Raw genomic sequence first — 20,683 nt, 5'->3', positions numbered from 1 at the left:
CACCGAGCTGGCCGCTCGTCCAATCCAGGCTGACCGAAGCAGGCAGGCGCGATCCGGCACGTGCCATCGATCGATCAACGCGAGGCGGGGACAACATTGATCTCGGCATTCGGCAGGCACAGTGTTTCGCGGCGTGCGCGTCAGTCGATCCAGTCAAGGCTGTTCCGCATCATCCTCATGCTGTCGGTTCCTGCCTTCGTCGGGCTGGCTGCGCTGGCATGGGGGCTGTACCAGCACGAACGCGAGCAGGCGTCCCAGGGCGCGTTGGCGACAGTCCGCGCTCTCGTCGCAGCACTCGACAGGGATCTGGCGGGAACGTCCTCCGCGGCGCAGGTCCTGGCAGAGTCGGCGGCTCTCGCGACGGACGACCTGGCGACCTTCTACAACGAGGCGAAGGCAAGCCTTCCCTACCTGCACGGTTCTGCGGTCGTGGTGGCGGATGCGGCCGGCCAGCAGGTCGTCAACACGGGGCTGCCCTATGGCGCGCCGCTGCCCATGCGCGCAGATCTGGTGAACCACAGGAAGGTGTTTGAAACGGGCAAGCCGTCGGTCTCCGACATCTTCATCGGCGCCGTTTCGAAAAAGCCGGCTCTCTCCATCGATGTCCCGGTGTTTCGAGAGGGCAAGGTGAAATACACGCTCGGTGTGGGCCTGGGCATCGAGAGGCTGAACGGCCTGTTCGAGAACCAGAAACTGCCGGACGGTTGGATCACGACCGTCACCGACTCGGCCGGCATCATCGTTGCGCGGACCCACGATCCCGAACTGATCGGCAGGTCGGCCCCCGTGAGGCTGGCCGACATCAAATCGTCGCAGCCGAGCGTCGTCGACACGACCCGGGCGGACGGGACGCCGATCTTGGTGGGCTTCGGCCGATCCGAGCGATCGAACTGGACGGTCGCGCTCGGGATCCCGCTTGCCGATCTGTATCGTCAACCGAACTCCATTCTCCTGTACGGCATCACCGGCATCTTCTGCGTCCTCCTCGTCGGGCTGATTGCGGTGATGTATGAGGCGAAGCGGATCGCGCGCGGCGTGCGAGGCCTTTTGCCGGCGGCGCTGGCCTCGGCACCGGACGACGCCACCGCCGTTGCGCGATCTCACATCCAGGAAATCGACGATGTTGCCCTGGCGATCGAGCGGGCACGCCGATTGCTGCATCAGCGCACGCTTGAACGCGACAACGCTGAAATGGCTATGGCGGCAAGAAATCTCGCGGATGAGATGTTCCGCCTCGCGGTCGAGGCCTGTCCGAACGGGATGTTGATGATCGATGCCGAGGGCCGGATCTCGATGGTCAACAGCGAGATCGAACGGCAGTTCGGATACACCAGGCAGGAACTGATCGGTCAACCCGTGAATATGCTGGTGCCCGAGCGTTCTCGCGTGAGCAGCGGCGCGCTCCAGCACCCTTTCGCGCTGCGGCCCGAAACCCGTCAGATGGAATCCGACAGTGAACTCGCCGGACGGAGAAAGAATGGGACAGAGTTTCCCATCGAGGTCGGCCTCAATCCGATCCGGGCCGGAGAGGAGCTCATGATCCTCAGCGTCGTCGTCGACGTCAGCGAGCGCAGGCGTGCCGAACGTCTGAAGGACGAGTTCGTCGCGACCGTGAGCCATGAACTGCGGACGCCGCTGACATCGATCACCGGTTCGTTGGGCCTGCTCGTCGGATGCTGGAGCAAGAAGATCCCGGAGCCGGCGACGCGGTTGCTGAGCATCGCGCACGCCAACAGCGAGCGCCTGGTCCGTCTCGTCAACGACATTCTCGACATGGAAAGGATCGAGGCGGGTCATACCCCATTCCATCTCAGGCGGGTCGAAGTCAGGTCGCTGGTCAAGCGTGTCGTCGAGGAGAGCCGCGGCCATGCGGACAATGTCGGCGTTCGCGTCGAACTCGGTGCGGGCGTTGCGGACGTCTATGCCAATGCCGATCCGGAGAGATTGGCGCAAGCGGTCGCGAACCTGCTCTCGAATGCCATCAAGTTCTCCTCGGCGGGCGGAAGCGTGCAGGTCACGGTGGAGGACAACGGGGACAGTCTGCGGATTGCCGTGCGCGATCACGGGCCGGGCATATCGGAGGATTTCGAGCCGCATCTGTTCGAGAGGTTCGCCCAGGCGGATGCGACAGATACCCGTCAGAAAGGCGGGACCGGTCTCGGCCTCAGTATCGTGAAGCAGATCGTGGCGCGCCTCGGAGGCAAGGCAGGTTTCGAAAATGCCGATGGCGGCGGCGCATTGTTCTACGTCGAGCTGCCGATGTGGGACGATACCGTCGGAGGTGCGATCGAGATCGCCACCACCGGCATTCCATCACGGATTCTGCTGTGCGAGACCGATCCGGTCGTGAAGCAGGCGGTGCGGATGAAATTGGCGCCGGCCGGTCTCACGGTGGATTTCGCGCATTCGGTCCAGGCCGCGCTGCTGCGCGCCAGCGCCAACCGCTACGCAGCGGTCGTCATCGGTCTTGCGCTCGACGAGATCGAATGCCGCGACCTGGCGGCGCAGATTCGCCAGATTCCCCATCATGGCAACACGGCGATCGTCATCGCCTGCGATGCCACCTCGAGCGATCACTCCGATGCCCGATTGCGGGAGACGGGCGACCTGCAATGGATCAGGCGTCCGATCGACGTCGAGCAACTCCTGTCGCACCTGTCTGCCACGGCGCCGTCGTTCCGACCGAGGCCTCGCATTCTTCATGTCGACGACGATCCGGAGACGCTCGCCGCGGTCGCGCATGAGTTGGAGGTGATGGCCGACATGGTATCGGTCGGCAGCCCGGAGGCCGCGCGGAGCGTATTGGCGACGGAACACATCGACCTTGCGATCGTGGATGTCCGGCTCGGCGCTGAACCCGGGCTGGACCTGTTGCCACATCTGCGCGACGCCGCAGGCAAGATCATCCCCGTGATCATCTTCTCCAACTCAGATCAGAATTGGCCGGATGACGATCAGCTGCAACTGGCATTGTCCAGGAAGACGTCCCCGCTCCAGCGTCTGGGCTCCATCGTGCGCGATCGTCTGGGGCTGTCCCCGCCATTGACCGTAAGGGAGGTCGCATGACCGAAATTCGCATTCTGCATGTCGACGATGAGCCGGATATCCGCGAAGTCGTCGAGCTGTCACTCGGTCTGGATCCCGATTTCACGGTCCGGAGTTGCGGCTCAGGCCGCGAGGCGGTGGCCATGGCGGCCGAGCTGGCGCCGGACATCATCCTGCTCGATGTCATGATGCCGGTGCTGGATGGGCCGGCGACGCTGGCTCAATTGCGTCAGAGCGCCGCGACCGCCGACGTCCCCGTGGTCTTCATGACGGCCCGGACCCAGGCACGGGAAACGGATCGCCTACGGTCGCTCGGGGCCGTGGGCGTGATCCAGAAGCCGTTCGATCCCATGACGCTCGCCGCATCGCTCCGGACCTATGTCCGGCCGTCACGCGATCCGCTGGAGCATTTGCGGGCGGAGTTCGGGCGCAGGGTCGAGCGTGACGCCGAAACTCTTTCGGAGCACCGCAGGATGCTGGAGGCGGTGGAGCGATCATCAGATGTTCTGAATCAAATCAGAGTGATCGCCCATGCGCTGTCCGGCGCGAGCGGCATCTACGGCTTTGCAGAGCTGAGCGACGCGGCTGCGAATGTGGAGGATGCGGTCTTGGCCGAGATCCGCGGCGACGGGCCCCGTGCGGACACGGATCGTCTGCTGCAGGCGCTGCTGGTGGAGATGCAGCGGTGCGGACGGCCGGCACCTGTCGCCGCGCGGTCTTTGCAGCGGGCCTAGCGTTGATGGCCCGGTTGATCCGCGTAGTCATACCTGGGTGGCCGCTAAGGGGGCATTAGGTTCAACATTGTCATCTCGATCCCGGAAGCCGGACGAGCGTTTGACCAGGATCCGGCAATGATGACAGGAGCGAAGACATGCGGCAGGCAGCGCAGCCGATCGAAGCTTTCAGGGTACGGCGATCAGTCGACGGTTTCGATGCGGCGAGCTCATTGGGCCAGGCGCCCAGCCTGCTGATTGCGGATGATGACGCCGCGGTGGTCGGGCTCCTCTCACATCACTTCGCGCGCCTGGGCTTCGAGGTGGACACGGCGTCTGACGGCCTTCAGGCCTTTCTGAAGGCGACGCGGGGCAAGCCGAGCGTCCTGGTGATCGATGTCAACATGCCGGAGCTGGACGGCCTGTCGGTCTGCGGGCATCTTCTCGATGCCGACCGCGCGCCGGCCAACGTGATCATCATCACGGGCAGCAACAACCAGCATACGCTGCAGAGATGCGAGCGCGTGGGCACCCGCCACGTCAGGAAAGGCCCCGATTTCTGGAAGGACCTCGACGCCGCATTGCTCGACATGGACCCTCGGATAGCCCGTCGAATGCGGCGCACGACCTGCTAACAGCCAAGGTCGCAGGATCGCCGAAAGTGTCGAGGCGTTCTACGCAAGACGTCGAGGCGCTCTACGCCGTGACGACGATCGAGGAATTGCGACCACCGCTTCGGATGTATCGTGTCCTGACCATCACGGCCCAGAGCCTGCGCCCAGGCGTGGCGCCTCGCACGGGACGAACACCTCTCGCCGTCCTGAGCGCCGCCGGCGGACGACATCGATGTTGTCGTGTCACGCAATCATCCGGCCCGGGTCGCCATGCTTGCCGGCAAGCCGTTCAAATCGCTGGTGGGCCCGGCAGGACTCGAACCTGCAACCAGACCGTTATGAGCGGGAGGAGACTGGACGGGCTTGTTGATTTTGCAGAATTTTCGTTCGGTTCCGATCGCGTTCGTTGTGTTTCGATGCGATCGTTTCTGGTGCGAAACTGGTGCGGGCTCAAAAGCCGGAAGCAAAACCTCCGTTTCCGTATCGGGGCAGCTAGCCGGGTTTCGGAATTCGATCCACGAGTTCACGAACTGTTTCGAGGCACGTTTCCTGCTCCTGCTCCCATCCAGGTTGGATGTCGAGCTCTGCGAGGTCGGCTTTCAGGTAGTCGACACGGATACTATTGAGGCGGCGAAGAAGGTCGTCCTTTTTCGAAGCAACTGCACTCAAACTTGCTGTGAGGGAGTCGCCGTCGATCTTCTTGACGACCGTTATGTCGAAGATGTCGCGAGGCTTCAGCATGGTCGCCCGATGGTACATCTTCTTGAGCGCGATCTCCGCTGGCGGCTCGACCATGATCGTTGGCTTCCAATCTGTTCGAATCGACGTCAGGTCGATTTCTTTCTCAACCGGGTCAATGTTCGAGAGAGCGCCGCTGACGATGAAGTCGATCTCGCCCTCTGGATATCTGATTTTGAGATAGTGGGCGGCCTTGTCCCAGTCCGTGCAGTTCCACACATCCGCGGTGTCAGGTGATAGCAAGCCAAGATACTGCGGGTCGTCGATGAACGCATCGATATCCCGGCTCAGCCGATGGTCGGCATAAAGCATAAGGGCTGTTCCGCCGCCCAACACCCAATCCGGGGCCGGCTGGCCCTGCTGCTCGAGGTCCAGGAGCCCGTCGAGTGTTCGACCAAGGAGCCTACGCCAATCGCTCAAGCGCGCTCTCCAAAGCGGGGTTGCTTTCGCCTGTTGCCGATTTCATCGATCGATAGGATGCAGCCAGGTTCTGCATGGGAATAGCGTGAAGCCGAGCAAATTCCAGCACGAGTTCAGGTCGTACTTCCGTAAAGAACGTCGCAACATGTACGATCCAGTTTTGCAAGTCTCTCGAAGTGAGGCGATCAACAAGATCGGCTGCTTCCATGGTTCGACGGTACGGAGCGTTGATCGTGCCGAGAACAAGTTGATCGATGCTCTGACGCTTTGTCGCCCGATGGGAAGAGCGCGGGGAAGCATCCGATAACGTCGTGCGACGCGTCGGCTTGTTTTTTGCGGGATTAGCCGCGACAATCTTCGTGGAACTGCCTCTACGCTTCTCCAGACCCGCGGCGTCTTCGGCAAGCGCTTCCATCGCTGTTCGCTGGGCATCGATCTGCGACTTCAGCACCAACACGTCCCTTAGCTTGGTGCGGCGGTGCTTGCCGACATACCGGAACGGCAGGTCACCTATGTCCATGCGATGGACGACCAGTGGCCGGGAAATTCCCAGAATGTCCGCCGCATCGTTCGGACTGAGCTCCTGATCCTCAGCGAGGACAGCGACGCGCTGTCCCTGGAGCAGATGGCCGAGCGCCGTCTCCAGCAGCGACGCTGCATTCGGTGGCAGCCTGATGACTTGATCCTCGCCCGACCGGCGACGGACCCGGACTTCGACCTGATCGCCCTTGCCAAGCTTCTTAAAGGTCTTGGCCGCCTTGCGGTCCCGGTCGGAGAGCTCGACGAATTTCAGCACATGGGTGGTCATGGTCGGATCCTTGCCGGGTGAACCTATCCCGGATCTCATTTAACTGCAACATCTGAAATATTCGAAAGAAGGCACGATCTGGGGACTATTCGTTCGTCCTCGGCTGTAGAATGGTTGGTCAAGAAGCACGGATACGTCTCTGGATGGGTTCAATCGGGTGATTCATACAAGGATCAGATCATGGCCTCTCAGCTCAAAGCGCCAACTGAGCTGCAATGGGACGACCGCCTTTCGGCAAATGAGAGAGAAGCGGTCGAGGAGTGGAACGCCTGCATCGCGCGGCTGAACGAGGCCCGGGCTGTTGAGATCAATATCGCTGGGCCATTCCTGAGATCGAGAATCGCTTGGAAACTTGCCACTTATCAGCACGCGCTGCTTCATCGTGTCGTTGCTCTTGCCGACGGTGTCGCCGTCAACTGGAACGGCCGGTCCGTACTTGGTGCTATGCTCTGCGCCCGTGCGCTTATGGAGACAATTGCCGTATTCTCCTTTGTAGAGCGGAGCGCCGCCGCGCTCTACGAGCGAGAAGATTTGGGCGGCCTTGATGCTATCGGCCAGAACGGAACATTCGCGACCCGGGACGAGGCGCTGCTGAAGGAATTTCCCGAGAGCAAGGCAACGAATATACTGACCTATGTGAAGCGCTTTGACGAAGAAGTACTTCCGGGATTTGGCGAGCACTACGATCGCCTATCGGAACGCTGCCATCCGAATACGTCGGGCCATTATTTCATGTTCGCGACGCTCAATCGCAATGAGGGAAGAATCAACTATAGTGACGACGCGGCGCCGCAACGATCCTCAGGGCTGATCCTGGCGGCCCTTGCGGTCACGCCTTTCGTTGAATCTCTGCACCCACGGATGAGCGATCTGGTGATGAAGATTGCGGATCTCCAACATCGTGTGGCGCCCCTGAAAGATGATGGGCGAAGCGACAGTATTGAATAGTGCGGCGAACAAAGGCTTGCCGAACCAGTGCCCAAAGGCATGATGCGACAGGCGCGTAAAGAGGCGGTAATGCCCCCCTATCATCGGATGCTTAAGCGTAGTTTCCGCTACACATCCAGGGAGTATGGTGGGCCCGGCAGGACTCGAACCTGCAACCAGACCGTTATGAGCGGCCGGCTCTAACCATTGAGCTACAGGCCCCGCGGCGCGGTGGGCTTGGCGGCGGCGGGCAGGGGGACCTGTCCGGCGCGGCGCGGATGGGCCCGGCGACGGTGCGGGCTTCGTTTACAGCCTGACCGGCGATCCGGCAATGCCATTGCCGGCCGCTTTCGCGGACCGGCAGGGGGGCATGAGCCCACGCGTCAATCCACCGAAACGCCGGCGAATTCGACCACCTTGCGCCATTTCTCGGTCTCGTCGGCGACCAGCTTGCCGAACTCGGCCGGCGTCATCGCGCGGGGGATGCCGCCGGTCTCGGCCAGCCGCGCCACCAGCTTGGGGTCCTTCAGCGCCTCGCCGACCGCCTTGTTGAGGGTCTCGACGATCTCCGGCGGCGTGCCCTTCGGGGCGGAGATGCCGTAGAAGCCGACTGATTCGTATCCCGGCACGGTCTCGGCGATCGCTGGCACGTCCGGCACCGTCGGCCAGCGCTGCGGCGAGGTCACGCCGAGCGCGCGCACGCTGCCGCCGCGCGCCTGCTCCAGCGCCGTCGGCAAATTGTCGAAGATCAGTTGCACCTTGTTGGAGATGATGTCCGGGAAGGCCAGCGCCGAGCCGCGATAGGGCACGTGCAGCATGTCGCATTTGGTCATCACCTTGAACAGCTCGGCGGCCATGTGCACCGAGGTGCCGTTGCCGGACGAGGCGAAGGCGATCTTGCCGGGATTGGCCTGGCAGTAGGCGATGAACTCCTTCACCGTCTTCGCCGGCACGTCGTTGCTGACCACCAGCATGTTGGTGAGCTGCATGATGCTCGCGACCGGCACGGTATCGCGGATGAAGTCGTAAGGCAGCTTCTTGTACAGCGAGGTGCTGATCGCATTGTTCGGCGCGACGAATAGCAGCGTGTAGCCGTCCGGCGCTGAGTTGATCGCCGCCGCCGCGGCGATGTTGCCGCCCGAGCCGGTGCGGTTCTCGACCACGACCTGCTGGCCGAGACGGTCCGACAGCCACTGCGCCATGATGCGCGCGACGATGTCGACCGGGCCGCCGGGCGCAAAGCCGATCAGCCAGCGGATCGGGCGGTCCGGATAGGCGGCTGCGGCCGGCTGGCTCATGAGGCAGGCCGCGGCCACGAGGCCGGCCAGGAACGCACGCGCTAGTCTCATCTTGTCCTCCCGAAGCTGTTGTCATTGTCGTTGACGACATGCTTCCATAGATCCGCACGCTTGCCTACATGCGCGTGCCTGACAAAGGCCGGAAAGGCAGGCGAATGACAAGATGGCGATGGCTCGGGCTTGCGGTCGCGCTGCTCGCGGGCAGCGCCGCAGGACAGCAGGGAGGGACCGTGATCACCACGCGCACGCTCAGCCTCGGGACCGCGACACCCGGCGGCGGGTTCCCGCTGTATGGCGATGCGTTCGCCAAGGTCATGACGGAGGCCGATCCGGGGCTGCCGATCGTGCCGCGCAACACCAAGGGCAGCAACGAGAACATTCCGCTGCTGGAGCGGGGCGAGCTCGATCTCGGCCTCGTCGCCGGCGAGCCGGCCTATCAGGCCTTCATGGGCATCGATCGCCCGAAGACGCGGCTGAAGATCCTGACGGCGATCTTCTCCAGCCCCGGCCTGTTCGTGGTCCGGGCCGACAGTCCCTATCGCAACATCCGCGACCTCGTCGGCCAGACGGTCGTGTTCGGCGCCAAGGGCTCGGGCCTGCCGATCATGTCGCGCTACATGCTCGACGGTCTCGGCCTGAAGCAGGACGACGACTTCCATGCGATCTATCTCGATCGCGCCGGCGATGGTCCGGCCATGGTGCTGGATGGCCGGGCCGCGGCGCTGTGGGGCGCCGGCATCGGCTGGCCGGGTTTCCAGGCGATGGCGAGCGCGCCGGGCGGCGCGCGCTTCATCGCGCCCTCGGTCGAGGAGATCGCGCAGGTCAGGGCGAAGCACAATTTTCTCAAGCTGCTGACCGTGCCGGCGAACAGCTATCCGGGCCAGAGTGAAGCCATCAATTCGATCGGCTCCTGGAGCTACGTGCTCGCGCGCGAAAACCTGCCGGACGACGTCGCCTACCAACTGGCGAGGACGCTGCATGGCGCCGAAGCGACGCTGTGTGCCACCCTGGCACAAGCGTGCGAGACCACGGCCGCCAACACCGTTGCGGCGGCGCCCAGCCTCGATCTCATTCACCCGGGCGTGCTGAAATATCTGCGGGAGGTCGGGTTGGCGAAATGAGAGGGGCGAATAGCGAATAGCGGGAATCAAAATGACCCATTCGCCACTCGCTACTCGCCTATTTCATCGGACACGCCGGATCGGGCGGGCCGAACGCGTCATCGCCTTTGATGGTCGCGAGGATCTTGTAGTAGTCCCACGGATATTTGCTCTCCTCCGGCGACTTGACCTGCGCCAGCACGAGGTCATGCACCATCAGATGGTCGGCGCGCAGCTTGCCGTTGCGGGCGAAGAAATCCTCGACCGGCGTCTCCCGCATCTTGGCGGCGACCGCCAGCGGCTCGTCGCTGCCGGCGGCCTTGACCGCGTTGAGATAGTGCGTGACGGCGGAGTAGACGCCGGCCTGCCACATCGTCGGCATCCGGTTCATCTTGGCGAAATAGCGCTTCGACCATTCGCGCGTCTTGTCGTCCATGTCCCAGTAGAACGAGGTCGTCAGCAGCAGGCCCTGCGCCGCGGGCAGGCCGAGCGAATGGATGTCGGTGATCAGCGCCAGCAGCGCGGCCATCTGTTGGCCGCCCTTGAGCAGGCCGAATTCGGCGGCCGTCTTGATCTCGTTCATGTTGTTCGGAGGGCCTGCGGCGATGCCGATGATCTTGGCCTTGGAGGCCTGCGCCTGCAGAATGAAGGATGATAGATCCGCCGTTGCGAAGGGCGGCCGGACGGCGCCGACCACCTTGCCGCCATTGGCGGTGACGACGCTGGAGGCGTCGCGCTCCAGCGAATGGCCGAAGGCGTAGTCGTCGGTGATGAAGAACCAGCTGTCGCCGCCGCGCTTGACCACTTCCTTCGCGGTGCCGGTAGCGAGCGCCTTGGTGTCGAACACCCACTGCATCGCGTAAGGCGAGCAGAACTTGCCATGGAAGTCGGCCGCGCCGGTCGACTGGGTGATGAACAGCTTCTTCTTCTCGGTGGCGATGGTCTGCACCGCCAAGCCGACCGCGGAGACCGGAACGTCGACGATCAGATCGACCTGCTCGGTGTCGTACCAGCGTCGCGCGATCGCCGCGCCGATGTCGGGCTTGAGCTGATGATCGCCGACGATGACGCTGATCGGCTTGTCCAGCACCTTGCCGCCGAAATCATCCACCGCCATCTGCGCCGCGGTGACCGAGCCCTGGCCGGTCGGCGTCGACGCCGGTCCGTTCATGTCGCTGAGCACGCCGATCTTGACGACGTTGTCGGAGATCTGGGCTTGCGCCGCCGTCGTGACCAGCAGCGCGGTGGCGGCCCATGCGGCCGTTTTCAAGGAGCTCAGTTGCAATGCGTCCTCCACGGATGCCGGCATGACACCGTTGTTCATCGCGGCTCTGCCGGCCGCTCCGCCTATCTGCAATCAATCGCGTGCGGCCGTCAATCACGCCGGGCATCGGAGCGGTGGAGCGATGATGTGCGCTGCAGCGCCAGCGTGATGCCAGGGATCACGCCCGGGCGGCCTCGTGCTCCTCATGCGCGGCTTCCCACACCTCGCGCGCGGCATCCGCATTCATCAGCGCGATGCCGATGCCGACGATCAGGTCCGGCCAGACCGAGCGCCATGCATAGGCCGTGACCAGACCCACGGCGATGATGGCGATGTTGGCGAAGGCGTCGTTGCGCGCCGACAGGAAGGCAGCCCGGGTGAGGCTGCCCTGGTGATCCCGGACCCGCGCCAGGATTAGCGCGCAACTGAGATTGACGATCAGCGCGCCGAAACCGGTGAGGGTGAGCGGCAGCGGAGCCGGCACGGCCGGCGCGAACAGCTTCTCGCCGGCGGTCCACAGTCCCGCGAGCGCCGGCGCCAGCAGGATCAGCGCCAGCACCTTGCCGAGTTGCGCGCGGCGCACGGGGCTCCAGCGCAGCGCCAGCGCGATCAGGATGTTGACCGAGGCATCCTCGAGAAAGTCGACGCTATCGGCGAACAGCGACACCGAGCCGATCGACAGCGCGACGGCGAACTCGATGCCGAAATAGCCGAGATTGAGCAGGGCGACCGCAAGCACCGCGCGGCGAACCGAAATCGTCGCATCCATCGGGAGTCCTCTAGCCGTCGGGGTCATCGTCCAGGGCGGCGAGCCGTTCCGCTTCGGCGAGATCGGCGATGGTGTTGGCATTGAAGAAGGGATCGCGCGGGGCGGCGGGCCAGCTCACGGTCGCGACCTTGTAGCGGGCCGTGAACCGGGTCACCTTGCGGATGTCCTCCGTCACCAGGGCGCGGCGGAGATCGTCGCGCAGGGCCACCGGCCACAGGCCGATCACCGGATGAGTCTGGCCTGATGACGCCGCCAGCGCCAGTTCGGCATGCTCCGCGGCCCGTGCTTCCGACAGCCGGACGGCGAGATCGCGCGGCAGGAACGGGCAGTCGCCGGGCGCGCTCAGCATCCAAGGCGCCGCCGGCAGATGCGTCGCGACCCAGTCCAGTCCGGCCAGGATGCCGGCGAGGGGGCCTGGAAAACCGGTCACGCCATCCGGCACGACGGGAAGGCCGAAGCCCAGGAATCGCGCGGGATCGCCGTTGGCGTTGAGGACCAGAAGGCTGCACTGCGGGGCCAGGCGGGCGATCACACGCGCGAGGATGGTCCGGCCGTCCACCAGGCGCAACGGCTTGTCGCCGCCACCCATTCGCTGCGCCAGGCCTCCGGCAAGCACCACGCCGGGAATCGAAGGAGAGATCGTCGCCATCATCACCGGTTCCGTACCACGTCTGCTGTCGTTGCGTCAGCGCGCGTGATGAGCACTGTGTGTGAGCGGCAGAGGGGCCGCGTTTCGCTTGGCCTTGCGGAACCCGCGCGGCTGCTGGCATGAGGGGCTGATCCATCGAACGGAGCAGCGCGAGGCCTTGCCCGTCGATCAATCGTTTGCATGCGCCGCTTGCAGGAGCAGGCGCCCTCAGGAGACCGCGATGAACGTCATCGGCCTCGCCGGCTGGAGCGGCGCCGGCAAGACCACGCTGCTGACGCGGCTGATTCCCCATCTCATCGCGCAAGGGCTGCGTGTCTCCGTCATCAAGCACGCCCACCACAAGTTCGACGTCGATGTTCCCGGCAAGGATTCCTGGCGCCATCGCGAGGCCGGGGCCGCGGAGGTGCTGGTGGCGTCGGGCACGCGCTGGGCGCTGATGCACGAGCTTCGCGGCGCGGCCGAGCCGTCGCTTGCGGACCTGCTCGCCAAAATGTCTCCGGTCGATCTCGTCATCATCGAAGGCTACAAGGCCGGACCGCATCACCGGATCGAGGTGCACCGTGTCGCCAACGGCAAGCCGCTGCTGTTCCCGAATGATCCCGGGATCGTCGGCCTCGTCACCGACGCGGCCGTCGAAACCGCTCTGCCGCGGGTGGACCTCGACGATGTCACGGGTGCGGCTGCGTTGGTTCGGCGACTCGCCATGCCCCTGGCCGACGTGCTCGCGCTCTCGAAGGCCGGCGAGTGAGTGCAGGAGCGAGCGCTGCGGAATCCGCGTGGAACTCGTGAGCCTGGCATTCCAGGAACCCGGTTCCACCATCGCGCCGCCGTTGCAACGATACCGTTGACGCGCCGGGCAGGCTTCGCCATGGTCCCGCGCATGACGAGAACGAGGCTGGATCTGACGGGCCTGAAGTGTCCGCTGCCGGCGCTGAAGACCCGCAAGGCGCTGCAATCGCTGAAGGCGGGAGAGCGGCTCGAGGTGTGCTGCACCGACCCGCTGGCGGTCATCGACATCCCGAACCTCATTCGCGAGACCGGTGATCACGTCGAGCTGCTCGAGCGCAGCGAGAGCCGTCTCACGTTTCTGATCGAGAAGGCGGCGAACCCCTAGCACGGTCGATGCGAGCGAGCGTGGACGCGGCCTATGCTGCAGGTTGTCCCAACTAAGTAGTTCGTGCGCAGCTCTTCGCGCTGCACGGCTGTCAAGCAGGCATGCCGCTTCCTATCGTCGCAGCAGCGCCCATGCGCGCACATAACAATGCCGTCTTGTCAGTCCAAGCTTGCGTCATCGTCGCAAGGCAAGGCCTGGTTGTTGCTGCATCACTTTTTCGAGAGCCCGCGCGTGGCGCATCCGAGGGATCGCCTCTCTGCCGGCGGGCATCTCATTAGTTGATTCTCTCAGGAATGGTTGTCGAGCTCTAAAGTAATCGACAGCAACAGGACTACAGCTGGGAGTGGCGGTGACGACGGTTGCACGCGAATTTCTGTGTTTGTTAGCAACACATCCGCGTTGCGGTGCAATCAATCCACGACGTTTGAGCAATTATTACCATTTTACTATCGACAATTTGCCTCGGTTCTGCACCAATTGGGGCGCTTCCGCAGAGGTTGCGGGAGGCGCGTCATGCCCGTTGGGGATCGGGCCAGGCGGAACCGCGGCACAACGATGGCAGCCGCATGAGGCCCGGTGGGGGGTGTCATGCCGTTGGAACCGTCTTTGGCGTTTGTGCGTCGCGAAAATGTTCTGGTACGTCCATAGCGGGCAGGGTGGGTAAGCGTATTGATTCTGATCAAGGGGACAGAACATGAGGTCGTTGCGTTGGACGGGTGTCCGTAGAGGGGGAAAGCATGGCTAGCATTGAGAGCGCGGGGGCGCTCCCCAACGCGCAAGCGGGCATTTTCGATCGTGAGCACACGGTCGCCAAGGCCGGGTTCAACCGCTGGCTGGTTCCTCCGGCTGCACTTTGCATCCATCTGTGCATCGGCATGGCCTATGGCTTCTCGGTGTTCTGGCTGCCTCTGTCGCGCGCCATCGGCGTGACGCAGAGCCAGGTCTGCACCGACATGACCCTGGTGCAGGAGCTGTTCACCACCAGCTGCGACTGGAAGGTCGCGAGCCTCGGCTGGATGTACACGCTGTTCTTCGTGCTGCTCGGCGGCTCCGCGGCGATCTGGGGCGGCTGGCTCGAGCGCGCCGGTCCGCGCAAGGCGGGCGCCGTCGCGGCGTGCTGCTGGGGTGGCGGCCTGCTGATCGCGGCGCTCGGCATCTATGTGCACCAGCTCTGGATGATGTGGCTCGGCGCCGGCGTCATCGGCGGCATCGGTCTCGGTCTCGGCTACATCTCGCCGGTGTCCACGCTGGTGAAATGGTTTCCTGACCGCCGCGGCATGGCGACGGGCATGGCCATCATGGGCTTCGGCGGCGGCGCCATGATCGGCGCTCCTCTGGCCAATTTGCTGATGAACTATTTCAAGACCCCGACCTCGGTGGGCGTCTGGGAGACGTTCGTCACCATGGGCGTGATCTACTTCGTGTTCATGATGATCGGCGCCTTCGCCTATCGCGTCGCCCCGGTCGGCTGGCAGCCCGAAGGCTGGACGCCGCCTGCGGTCAAGAAGGCGATGATCTCCGACCATCATGTCCACCTGAACAACGCCCACAAGACGCCGCAGTTCTGGCTGGTCTGGTGGGTGCTGTGCTTGAACGTGTCGGCCGGCATCGGCGTCATCGGCATGGCTTCGCCGATGCTGCAGGAGATATTCGCCGGCAAGCTCATCGGGCTGCCTGACGTCAGCTTCAACCAGCTCGACGCCACGCAGAAGGCGACCGTCGCGGGTATCGCGGCAGGCTTTGCCGGCCTGCTCTCGCTGTTCAACATCGGTGGCCGCTTCTTCTGGGCGTCGATGTCGGACCATATCGGCCGCAAGGCGACCTACTACTGCTTCTTCCTGATCGGCATCGTGCTCTACGCGCTGGCGCCGACCTTCGCGGCGATGGGATCGAAGCTGCTGTTCGTCGGCGCCTTCGCGATCATCCTCTCGATGTATGGCGGCGGCTTCGCGACTGTGCCGGCCTATCTGGCCGACCTGTTCGGCACCCAGTTCGTGGGCGCCATCCATGGCCGTCTGCTGACGGCCTGGGCGACCGCGGGCATCATCGGCCCGGTGGTGGTGAACTACATCCGCGAGTTCCAGCTCGCCGCCGGTGTGCCGCGCGACCAGCTGTACAACACGACGATGTACATCCTCTGTGCCATGCTCCTGGCCGGCCTGATCTGCAACTTCCTGATCAAGCCCGTCGATCACAAGTGGAACATGAGCCCGGACGAGGTCGCCAAGTATCAGGCGCAGCTCGCCAAGAACGAGTCGGCGATCCAGCACGGGTCGTTCGGCATCGGCAAGGGCGGACTCGACGCCAAGGCCGCGCTGTTCTGGGCCTTCGTCGGCGTGCCGCTGGCCTGGGGCGTCTGGAAGACACTGGAGAGCGCCGTCAAGATCTTCTGATCCGGTTCAATGGACTGAAGCAAACGGGGCGGCCGGTCGGGCCGCCCCGTTTCGTTTCGGCCCTTATGGCTTTCCTATGAAAGGCCCGATCGGCCCGTCTCGCATTCCTACGCCGAGGCGCCGCATTCTTTGCTTCGCCGGTCGATCTCGTGCCGGCTGCTTTGCGGAGAATGGACATGAGCTCGGTGACGCCGTTTCGTGACCTCCACGGTGCTGACGTCATCCGGGCACCCCGGCTGTCGCGCCTGGGCAGAGCATTGCGTCGGACCTTCAGGGCCATCCACGCGGCGATCGCCGCAGCCAAGCTCCGACGCCTGCGCAACGAGTTGCTGCTGCGCCGCGGCGCCATCGCGCGCATCGAGTCCGACATGTCGCGCCGGCCGCAGGTGCCGTTGCTCCTTTGTGAGAAGTGGGACTTCTGAGACCCGGCCGACCGGGTGTGTGCGGGCTTCGGTCTCAGAGCAGATGGGGCGAGCCCGGAGCGGTCTTGGAAAGCGTGGTGCTCATCCGCGCCATGGCGTGGGCCATCATGCCTTTCGCAGCCGTGTCCAGCTCCGTCAGCGGCAGGCGGACATCGGCTGCGGCGAGGCCCTGCAGGCTCAGGGCCTGCTTCAAGGCTGCGGGCACCTCGCGGTTCGTCAACTCGATCAGCGGCAGCAACCGGCGATGCAGCCGTCGCGCCGCGGACCAGCGTCCGCACTGGCAGGCGGTGAGGATCGCGCTGCAGAGCTGCGGAGCGACATTGGCGACCAGTGAGAACCAGCCGTCACACCCGGCTGCCGCCAGCGGCACGGCTGCCGTGTCATCGCCCGCCAGCAGGCGGAAGCCGGGCGGCACCAATGCGCGCAGGCGGACGACGCGCGCGACATCGCCGGTGGCATCGCGCAGGCCGACGAACTGCGCCCATCGTGCCAGCCGGACCAGGATCTCGTCGGGCAGCGCGCGGGCCGTCCGTGACGGGCAGTCGTGCAGGATGATCGGCAGCGCGGTGGCATCCCCGACCGCACGAAAATGCGCGTAGATGCCCTCCGCGGTCGGCCGGTTGTAGTAGGGGACCACCGACATCACCGCGTCGGCGCCCGCGGCAGCCGCCTGCCGTGTGTTCTGCACCGCTTGCAGCGTCGAATTAGAGCCGGCTCCGGCGATGACGAAAACGCGGTTGCGGGCCGCAGCCACCGCCGTGCGGATGACGGCGTCGCGCTCCGCCGCTGTCAGCGTGGATACTTCGCCTGCGATCTCGCACACCAGGATTGCGCTTGCGCCGGCTTCGATCTGCCGTGCGCAGAGTCTGTCGAGCGCTGGGATGTCGAGCGCGCCACCGGCGGCGAATGGCGTTGGAATGTCCGCGATGGCGCCGGCCAGCCAGCGTGTTGCAGGTTCGCGTCGAGCCGGGGAGGTCTGGCTCATGCGACCGGCCGTTTTCCGTACAACAACCCGACGGGAGCGAGGCGTCCCTCGGTGTCGAGCTCGATCGTGCGCGACAGCTCGACGATCGTTTCGGGGTGATGCCCGTTTTCGAACAGCGCGTATTTCATCGCCTCGGCGCGGCTGACGAACAGGCCGCCATAGAGACCGTTCTGCTCCTGCGCGACCCATTGACCGCGGCTGTTGCGCCCGATCAGCACGAGCGCGGTCGCAGCTTTGTTCGACGAGGGAGGTTCGACGAGCTTCATGGATATGGTCCTTCTGATGTGACGCGGAGCTGCCGCACGGCAGGGCGTCGGTGTCGTTGGTCGGATATCGGGTGGCCGGGATAGGACATCGATGCGACGCAGCGGGAGACCTCATAGCCACGGCATAAAGGGCGCGTGCTCTAGGATCCCGCCGATGTCGTCAGCGTCATCACGGCGCAATACAGCGCGAGGTATCCGGCCAACTCGTCCCAATGGTTCAGGCCGGCGGAGAAGACGCGCTCGCGCCGCAGCGTGGCGAGCACGGCGCAGAGAATGACGGTCATCCACAGCAGCGCTGCGAGGCTGCGTCCGAAGCCGATGCTGCCGAAGCTCGCGAACACGACGAGGATCGCGGTGCGCAAGCCGAAGCGCAGCAGGACACGGGCCGCGGAGAGCTCCACGGGATTGTCGGCCGAGACGATCATCGCAAAGCGCTTCGCCTTTAGAAATTGTCGCAGCAGAGCAGGGCCGCGAGGTCGGGCTCGGCGGCGTGGCGTCCCGAGCCGGGGGCTGGCTGCGGCTCGAGACGCTGCGCCTCGACCGCGGCGTGGAGGATCGCCAGCGACAGGTCGCTATGCGTTGCCTCGGCGCAATGGTCGAGCCAGTCGGGCATCTCGCGCTGCTGCGACAGCGCGCAATGCCATTCACCGTCATCATAAGCGAGGCGGCGCAGCGACCAGCGCGGCAGCCGTAGCGCGATCAGCTCCAGCGCCGCGTCGATGCGAGCCTCGGCGCGCAGCAATTGGTCGATCCGCACCCGTCGCCGCCCGCGCGCCGACAGCGGCGAGACCCCCTCCTCCTCGCCGAGAAGATCCGTGAGCAGCGTGGCGGCTTCCTGCGCGGCCAGTTGGGGCTGCGCGGCATCCAGGGTGATCGTGTGCGGCATGATGTTGTTTCCGTCGTCCGTGAGCGGCGGCCCGACCGGGGCCGCGCCCTGCAATCTGGCGGCAGAGGCCGTAGGAATGCGAGAGGGCGGGGACTGGGAAGAAATAAGCGCGGCATAAACGCCGGCCGCCGGCACCGGCTCCTATGCGCGCGAGCGCGGCGCCCGCCGATCCGGGCCGCGGAATTACGCGGTCTTTATGGGATTCCTATAACTTTCCCGACCGCGCTGTCTCGAAAACCTATGCGGTCCGATGCCACCTGGGAGCGTGGAACGGACCGCGGCCGCCAATGCACGCGGCCGTCCGCTCCACGCGTTGCGCGTCCGTCGCGCACATGAGGAGCACACCATGCTGGACCTTCTGATGCTGGCGCTCGCCGCCGGCTTCTTCGCCTTGGCGATCGGCTACACCTATGCCTGCGAGCGGCTGTAGGAGACGCGCCATGATAGTCGACTATTCGCTCGCCGGCGCCGTCTCCATCGCGCTGCTCATCTATCTCACCTACGCGCTGCTGCGGCCCGAGCGGTTCTGATCCGCGCGCATCAGCATCTCCAAGGACAATCCCCATGACCGTCATCGGCTGGATCCAGATCCTGCTTTATTGCGCCGTCATCGTCGCGCTCGCCAGGCCGCTCGGCTGGTACATGACGCGCGTCTTCGACGGCGAACGTACCGTCCTCTCGCCCGTGCTGCGCCCTGTCGAATCCGCGATCTACTGGATCGGCGGCGTCGACGAGCGCCGCGAGCAGCATTGGCTGACCTACACGGTCGCGATGCTGCTGTTCCATGTCGGCGGCTTTCTCATTATCTACGGCGTGATGCGGCTGCAGGCCGTGCTGCCGTTCAACCCCGCCGGCCAGTCGGCCGTCGCTGAGGATCTGTCGTTCAACACCGCGATCAGCTTCCTCACCAACACCAACTGGCAGAACTACGGCGGCGAGAGCACGCTGTCCTATCTCGTGCAGATGCTCGGCCTGACGCACCAGAACTTCCTCTCGGCCGCCACCGGCATCGTGCTGGCGATCGCGCTGATCCGCGGCTTCGCGCGGGCTTCCGCGCGGACCGTCGGTAATTTCTGGGTGGATGTGACCCGCTGCACGCTCTACGTCCTGCTGCCGCTGTGCATCGTCTACACGCTCTTCCTCGTGTGGCAGGGCATCCCGCAGACGCTCGGGCCGTATGTCGAGGCGACGACGCTCGAAGGCGCCAAGCAGACCATCGCGGTCGGGCCGGTGGCCTCGCAGGTCGCGATCAAGATGCTCGGCACCAATGGCGGCGGCTTCTTCAATGCCAATGCCGCGCATCCGTTCGAGAATCCGACCGCGCTGTCGAACTTCATCCAGATGATCTCGATCTTCGCGCTCGGCGCCGCGCTCACCAACGTGTTCGGCCGCATGGTCGGCAACCAGCGCCAGGGCTGGGCGATCCTCGCCGTGATGGGCGTGCTGTTCATCGCCGGCGTCGCCGTGACGTACTGGGCGGAAGCGAGCGGCAGCAATGTGCTGAATGCGCTCGGACTGACCGGCGGCAACATGGAGGGCAAGGAGGTCCGCTTCGGCATCGTCGCGTCCGCGCTGTTCGCCGTGATCACGACCGCCGCGTCGTGCGGCGCCGTCAACGCGATGCATGACAGCTTCACCGCGCTCGGCGGCATGATCCCGCTGATCAACATGCAGCTCGGCGAGATCATCGTCGGCGGCGTCGGCGCCGGCCTCTACGGCATGCTGCTGTTTGTGGTGCTCGCGATCTTCGTCGCCGGCCTGATGGTCGGACGCACGCCGGAATATGTCGGCAAGAAGATCGAGGCCCGCGAGGTCAAGATGGCGATGCTGGCGATTCTCGTGCTGCCGCTGATGTATCTCGGCTGGACCGCCGTCGCCGTGGTGCTGCCGTCGGCCGTGGCATCGATGGCCAATGCCGGCCCGCACGGCTTCACCGAGGTTCTCTACGCCTTCACCTCGGCGACCGCCAACAACGGCTCGGCGTTCGGCGGCCTCACAGGCAACACCTTCTTCTACAATCTGACGCTCGCAAGCTCGATGTTCGTCGGCCGCTTCTTCATGATCATCCCGGCGATGGCGATCGCAGGCTCCTTGGCCGAGAAGAAGTCGATCCCGCCCTCCGCCGGCACGCTGCCCACGACGGGCGGCCTGTTCGTCGGCCTCGTCGTCGGCGTCATCCTGATCATCGGCGGCCTCACCTTCTTCCCCGCACTCGCCTTGGGTCCGATCGTCGAGCATCTCGCGATGACCGCCGGCACCGTGTTCTGATCTC

Annotated in this window: 22 protein-coding genes and 1 tRNA gene; 12 read left to right on the top strand and 11 right to left on the bottom strand. The window is 64.7% G+C overall.

Annotation, left to right across the window (positions count from 1 at the left end):
• Window positions 1–60 precede the first annotated feature (60 nt).
• The 3 genes from ACQR1L_RS22925 to ACQR1L_RS22915 all read left to right on the top strand — a co-directional run bounded on the left by ACQR1L_RS22925 (window position 61) and on the right by ACQR1L_RS22915 (window position 4,393).
• A complete protein-coding gene (locus ACQR1L_RS22925) occupies window positions 61–3,066 on the top strand; it encodes an ATP-binding protein (RefSeq protein ID WP_434860187.1) in 3,006 nt (1,001 codons plus the stop codon).
• The gene (locus ACQR1L_RS22920; protein WP_434860186.1) at window positions 3,063–3,779 is read left to right on the top strand and encodes a response regulator; all 717 of its coding nucleotides are present in this window, start codon (window positions 3,063–3,065) and stop codon (window positions 3,777–3,779) included. Before ACQR1L_RS22925 ends, ACQR1L_RS22920 begins: the two co-directional genes overlap by 4 nt.
• A gap of 137 nt (window positions 3,780–3,916) precedes the next feature.
• Window positions 3,917–4,393 carry a response regulator gene (locus tag ACQR1L_RS22915; protein WP_434860185.1) on the top strand — a complete coding sequence of 159 codons (477 nt, stop codon included), beginning with the start codon at window positions 3,917–3,919 and terminating at the stop codon, window positions 4,391–4,393.
• A 471-nt stretch (window positions 4,394–4,864) separates the two neighbouring features.
• Here the strand turns inward: ACQR1L_RS22915 and ACQR1L_RS22910 are convergent, their stop codons facing one another.
• Together ACQR1L_RS22910 and ACQR1L_RS22905 are read right to left on the bottom strand one after the other, a co-directional pair.
• The gene (locus ACQR1L_RS22910; RefSeq protein WP_434860184.1) at window positions 4,865–5,530 is read right to left on the bottom strand and encodes a nucleotidyl transferase AbiEii/AbiGii toxin family protein; all 666 of its coding nucleotides are present in this window, start codon (window positions 5,528–5,530) and stop codon (window positions 4,865–4,867) included.
• Window positions 5,514–6,338 carry a hypothetical protein gene (locus tag ACQR1L_RS22905; protein WP_434860183.1) on the bottom strand — a complete coding sequence of 275 codons (825 nt, stop codon included), beginning with the start codon at window positions 6,336–6,338 and terminating at the stop codon, window positions 5,514–5,516. The genes ACQR1L_RS22910 and ACQR1L_RS22905 overlap by 17 nt, the downstream gene beginning before the upstream one ends.
• 180 nt (window positions 6,339–6,518) lie before the next feature.
• On the opposite strand from ACQR1L_RS22905, the gene ACQR1L_RS22900 reads away from it, so the two are divergent.
• Window positions 6,519–7,286 (top strand): hypothetical protein, encoded by a 768-nt coding sequence (locus tag ACQR1L_RS22900; protein ID WP_434860182.1) that lies wholly within the window; start codon window positions 6,519–6,521, stop codon window positions 7,284–7,286.
• Window positions 7,287–7,411: 125 nt separating this feature from the next.
• Here the strand turns inward: ACQR1L_RS22900 and ACQR1L_RS22895 are convergent.
• Both ACQR1L_RS22895 and ACQR1L_RS22890 read right to left on the bottom strand, forming a co-directional pair.
• Window positions 7,412–7,487 (bottom strand) — tRNA-Ile (locus ACQR1L_RS22895).
• Window positions 7,488–7,648: 161 nt separating this feature from the next.
• Window positions 7,649–8,614 (bottom strand): Bug family tripartite tricarboxylate transporter substrate binding protein, encoded by a 966-nt coding sequence (locus ACQR1L_RS22890; RefSeq protein ID WP_434860181.1) that lies wholly within the window; start codon window positions 8,612–8,614, stop codon window positions 7,649–7,651.
• A 104-nt stretch (window positions 8,615–8,718) separates the two neighbouring features.
• Between ACQR1L_RS22890 and ACQR1L_RS22885 the strand changes: the two genes are divergently transcribed.
• Window positions 8,719–9,684: a TAXI family TRAP transporter solute-binding subunit gene (locus ACQR1L_RS22885; protein WP_434860180.1), complete on the top strand. Its 966-nt coding sequence runs from the start codon at window positions 8,719–8,721 to the stop codon at window positions 9,682–9,684.
• A gap of 58 nt (window positions 9,685–9,742) precedes the next feature.
• Here the strand turns inward: ACQR1L_RS22885 and ACQR1L_RS22880 are convergent, their stop codons facing one another.
• The 3 genes from ACQR1L_RS22880 to mobA all read right to left on the bottom strand — a co-directional run bounded on the left by ACQR1L_RS22880 (window position 9,743) and on the right by mobA (window position 12,345).
• A complete protein-coding gene (locus ACQR1L_RS22880) occupies window positions 9,743–10,948 on the bottom strand; it encodes an ABC transporter substrate-binding protein (protein WP_434860244.1) in 1,206 nt (401 codons plus the stop codon).
• A gap of 157 nt (window positions 10,949–11,105) precedes the next feature.
• Window positions 11,106–11,696: a cation transporter gene (locus ACQR1L_RS22875; protein WP_434860179.1), complete on the bottom strand. Its 591-nt coding sequence runs from the start codon at window positions 11,694–11,696 to the stop codon at window positions 11,106–11,108.
• Window positions 11,697–11,706: 10 nt separating this feature from the next.
• Window positions 11,707–12,345 (bottom strand): molybdenum cofactor guanylyltransferase MobA, encoded by a 639-nt coding sequence (gene mobA, locus ACQR1L_RS22870; protein ID WP_434860243.1) that lies wholly within the window; start codon window positions 12,343–12,345, stop codon window positions 11,707–11,709.
• 220 nt (window positions 12,346–12,565) lie between these two features.
• Between mobA and mobB the strand changes: the two genes are divergently transcribed.
• The 4 genes from mobB (at window position 12,566) to ACQR1L_RS22850 (ending at window position 16,274) form a co-directional block, all read left to right on the top strand.
• On the top strand, window positions 12,566–13,093 hold the full coding sequence (gene mobB, locus ACQR1L_RS22865; protein ID WP_434860178.1) for a molybdopterin-guanine dinucleotide biosynthesis protein B: 528 nt from the start codon (window positions 12,566–12,568) through the stop codon (window positions 13,091–13,093).
• Between the two features lie 132 nt (window positions 13,094–13,225).
• Window positions 13,226–13,459, top strand: coding sequence for a sulfurtransferase TusA family protein (locus ACQR1L_RS22860; RefSeq protein WP_434860177.1), 234 nt, complete (start codon window positions 13,226–13,228; stop codon window positions 13,457–13,459).
• Window positions 13,460–14,196: 737 nt separating this feature from the next.
• Window positions 14,197–15,852, top strand: coding sequence for an OFA family MFS transporter (locus ACQR1L_RS22855; protein ID WP_434860176.1), 1,656 nt, complete (start codon window positions 14,197–14,199; stop codon window positions 15,850–15,852).
• Between the two features lie 176 nt (window positions 15,853–16,028).
• A complete protein-coding gene (locus ACQR1L_RS22850; RefSeq protein ID WP_434860175.1) occupies window positions 16,029–16,274 on the top strand; it encodes a hypothetical protein in 246 nt (81 codons plus the stop codon).
• A gap of 34 nt (window positions 16,275–16,308) precedes the next feature.
• On the opposite strand, the gene dapA is transcribed toward ACQR1L_RS22850, so the two are convergent.
• From dapA to ACQR1L_RS22830, 4 genes are all read right to left on the bottom strand, one after another.
• On the bottom strand, window positions 16,309–17,259 hold the full coding sequence (gene dapA, locus ACQR1L_RS22845) for a 4-hydroxy-tetrahydrodipicolinate synthase (RefSeq protein ID WP_434860174.1): 951 nt from the start codon (window positions 17,257–17,259) through the stop codon (window positions 16,309–16,311).
• Complete coding sequence (locus tag ACQR1L_RS22840) at window positions 17,256–17,525, bottom strand: hypothetical protein (RefSeq protein ID WP_434860173.1); 270 nt, start codon at window positions 17,523–17,525, stop codon at window positions 17,256–17,258. The genes dapA and ACQR1L_RS22840 overlap by 4 nt, the downstream gene beginning before the upstream one ends.
• 140 nt (window positions 17,526–17,665) lie before the next feature.
• Window positions 17,666–17,950, bottom strand: a complete 285-nt coding sequence (locus ACQR1L_RS22835) for a hypothetical protein (RefSeq protein ID WP_434860172.1) — start codon at window positions 17,948–17,950, stop codon at window positions 17,666–17,668.
• Window positions 17,951–17,967: 17 nt separating this feature from the next.
• Window positions 17,968–18,411, bottom strand: a complete 444-nt coding sequence (locus tag ACQR1L_RS22830) for a hypothetical protein (RefSeq protein ID WP_434860171.1) — start codon at window positions 18,409–18,411, stop codon at window positions 17,968–17,970.
• Between the two features lie 265 nt (window positions 18,412–18,676).
• On the opposite strand from ACQR1L_RS22830, the gene ACQR1L_RS22825 reads away from it, so the two are divergent.
• From ACQR1L_RS22825 to kdpA, 3 genes are read left to right on the top strand one after another with little or no spacing between them, the layout of a single operon-like run.
• A complete protein-coding gene (locus ACQR1L_RS22825) occupies window positions 18,677–18,841 on the top strand; it encodes a hypothetical protein (RefSeq protein WP_434860170.1) in 165 nt (54 codons plus the stop codon).
• Between the two features lie 10 nt (window positions 18,842–18,851).
• Window positions 18,852–18,941 (top strand): K(+)-transporting ATPase subunit F, encoded by a 90-nt coding sequence (locus ACQR1L_RS22820; protein WP_434860169.1) that lies wholly within the window; start codon window positions 18,852–18,854, stop codon window positions 18,939–18,941.
• Between the two features lie 34 nt (window positions 18,942–18,975).
• Window positions 18,976–20,679, top strand: a complete 1,704-nt coding sequence (gene kdpA, locus ACQR1L_RS22815) for a potassium-transporting ATPase subunit KdpA (protein ID WP_434860168.1) — start codon at window positions 18,976–18,978, stop codon at window positions 20,677–20,679.
• The last annotated feature ends 4 nt before the right edge of the window (window positions 20,680–20,683 follow it).

Source organism: Bradyrhizobium sp. HKCCYLR20261 (genome assembly GCF_051168435.1).
Lineage (GTDB): Bacteria > Pseudomonadota > Alphaproteobacteria > Rhizobiales > Xanthobacteraceae > Bradyrhizobium.
Note: the sequence above shows the minus strand (reverse complement) of the source record. Positions and strands in the feature narration are given on the sequence as shown.

What these genes read in the sequence shown, in the direction of transcription:
- ACQR1L_RS22920 (WP_434860186.1), top strand. Translation starts at nt 3,063, where the DNA reads ATGACCGAAATTCGCATTCTGCATGTCGACGATGAGCCGGATATCCGC.
- ACQR1L_RS22915 (WP_434860185.1), top strand. Translation starts at nt 3,917, where the DNA reads ATGCGGCAGGCAGCGCAGCCGATCGAAGCTTTCAGGGTACGGCGATCA.
- ACQR1L_RS22905 (WP_434860183.1), bottom strand. Translation starts at nt 6,338, where the DNA reads ATGACCACCCATGTGCTGAAATTCGTCGAGCTCTCCGACCGGGACCGC.
- ACQR1L_RS22900 (WP_434860182.1), top strand. Translation starts at nt 6,519, where the DNA reads ATGGCCTCTCAGCTCAAAGCGCCAACTGAGCTGCAATGGGACGACCGC.
- ACQR1L_RS22890 (WP_434860181.1), bottom strand. Translation starts at nt 8,614, where the DNA reads ATGAGACTAGCGCGTGCGTTCCTGGCCGGCCTCGTGGCCGCGGCCTGC.
- ACQR1L_RS22885 (WP_434860180.1), top strand. Translation starts at nt 8,719, where the DNA reads ATGACAAGATGGCGATGGCTCGGGCTTGCGGTCGCGCTGCTCGCGGGC.
- ACQR1L_RS22875 (WP_434860179.1), bottom strand. Translation starts at nt 11,696, where the DNA reads ATGGATGCGACGATTTCGGTTCGCCGCGCGGTGCTTGCGGTCGCCCTG.
- mobA (WP_434860243.1), bottom strand. Translation starts at nt 12,345, where the DNA reads ATGGCGACGATCTCTCCTTCGATTCCCGGCGTGGTGCTTGCCGGAGGC.
- mobB (WP_434860178.1), top strand. Translation starts at nt 12,566, where the DNA reads ATGAACGTCATCGGCCTCGCCGGCTGGAGCGGCGCCGGCAAGACCACG.
- ACQR1L_RS22860 (WP_434860177.1), top strand. Translation starts at nt 13,226, where the DNA reads ATGACGAGAACGAGGCTGGATCTGACGGGCCTGAAGTGTCCGCTGCCG.
- ACQR1L_RS22855 (WP_434860176.1), top strand. Translation starts at nt 14,197, where the DNA reads ATGGCTAGCATTGAGAGCGCGGGGGCGCTCCCCAACGCGCAAGCGGGC.
- ACQR1L_RS22850 (WP_434860175.1), top strand. Translation starts at nt 16,029, where the DNA reads ATGAGCTCGGTGACGCCGTTTCGTGACCTCCACGGTGCTGACGTCATC.
- dapA (WP_434860174.1), bottom strand. Translation starts at nt 17,259, where the DNA reads ATGAGCCAGACCTCCCCGGCTCGACGCGAACCTGCAACACGCTGGCTG.
- ACQR1L_RS22840 (WP_434860173.1), bottom strand. Translation starts at nt 17,525, where the DNA reads ATGAAGCTCGTCGAACCTCCCTCGTCGAACAAAGCTGCGACCGCGCTC.
- ACQR1L_RS22835 (WP_434860172.1), bottom strand. Translation starts at nt 17,950, where the DNA reads ATGATCGTCTCGGCCGACAATCCCGTGGAGCTCTCCGCGGCCCGTGTC.
- ACQR1L_RS22830 (WP_434860171.1), bottom strand. Translation starts at nt 18,411, where the DNA reads ATGCCGCACACGATCACCCTGGATGCCGCGCAGCCCCAACTGGCCGCG.
- ACQR1L_RS22820 (WP_434860169.1), top strand. Translation starts at nt 18,852, where the DNA reads ATGATAGTCGACTATTCGCTCGCCGGCGCCGTCTCCATCGCGCTGCTC.
- kdpA (WP_434860168.1), top strand. Translation starts at nt 18,976, where the DNA reads ATGACCGTCATCGGCTGGATCCAGATCCTGCTTTATTGCGCCGTCATC.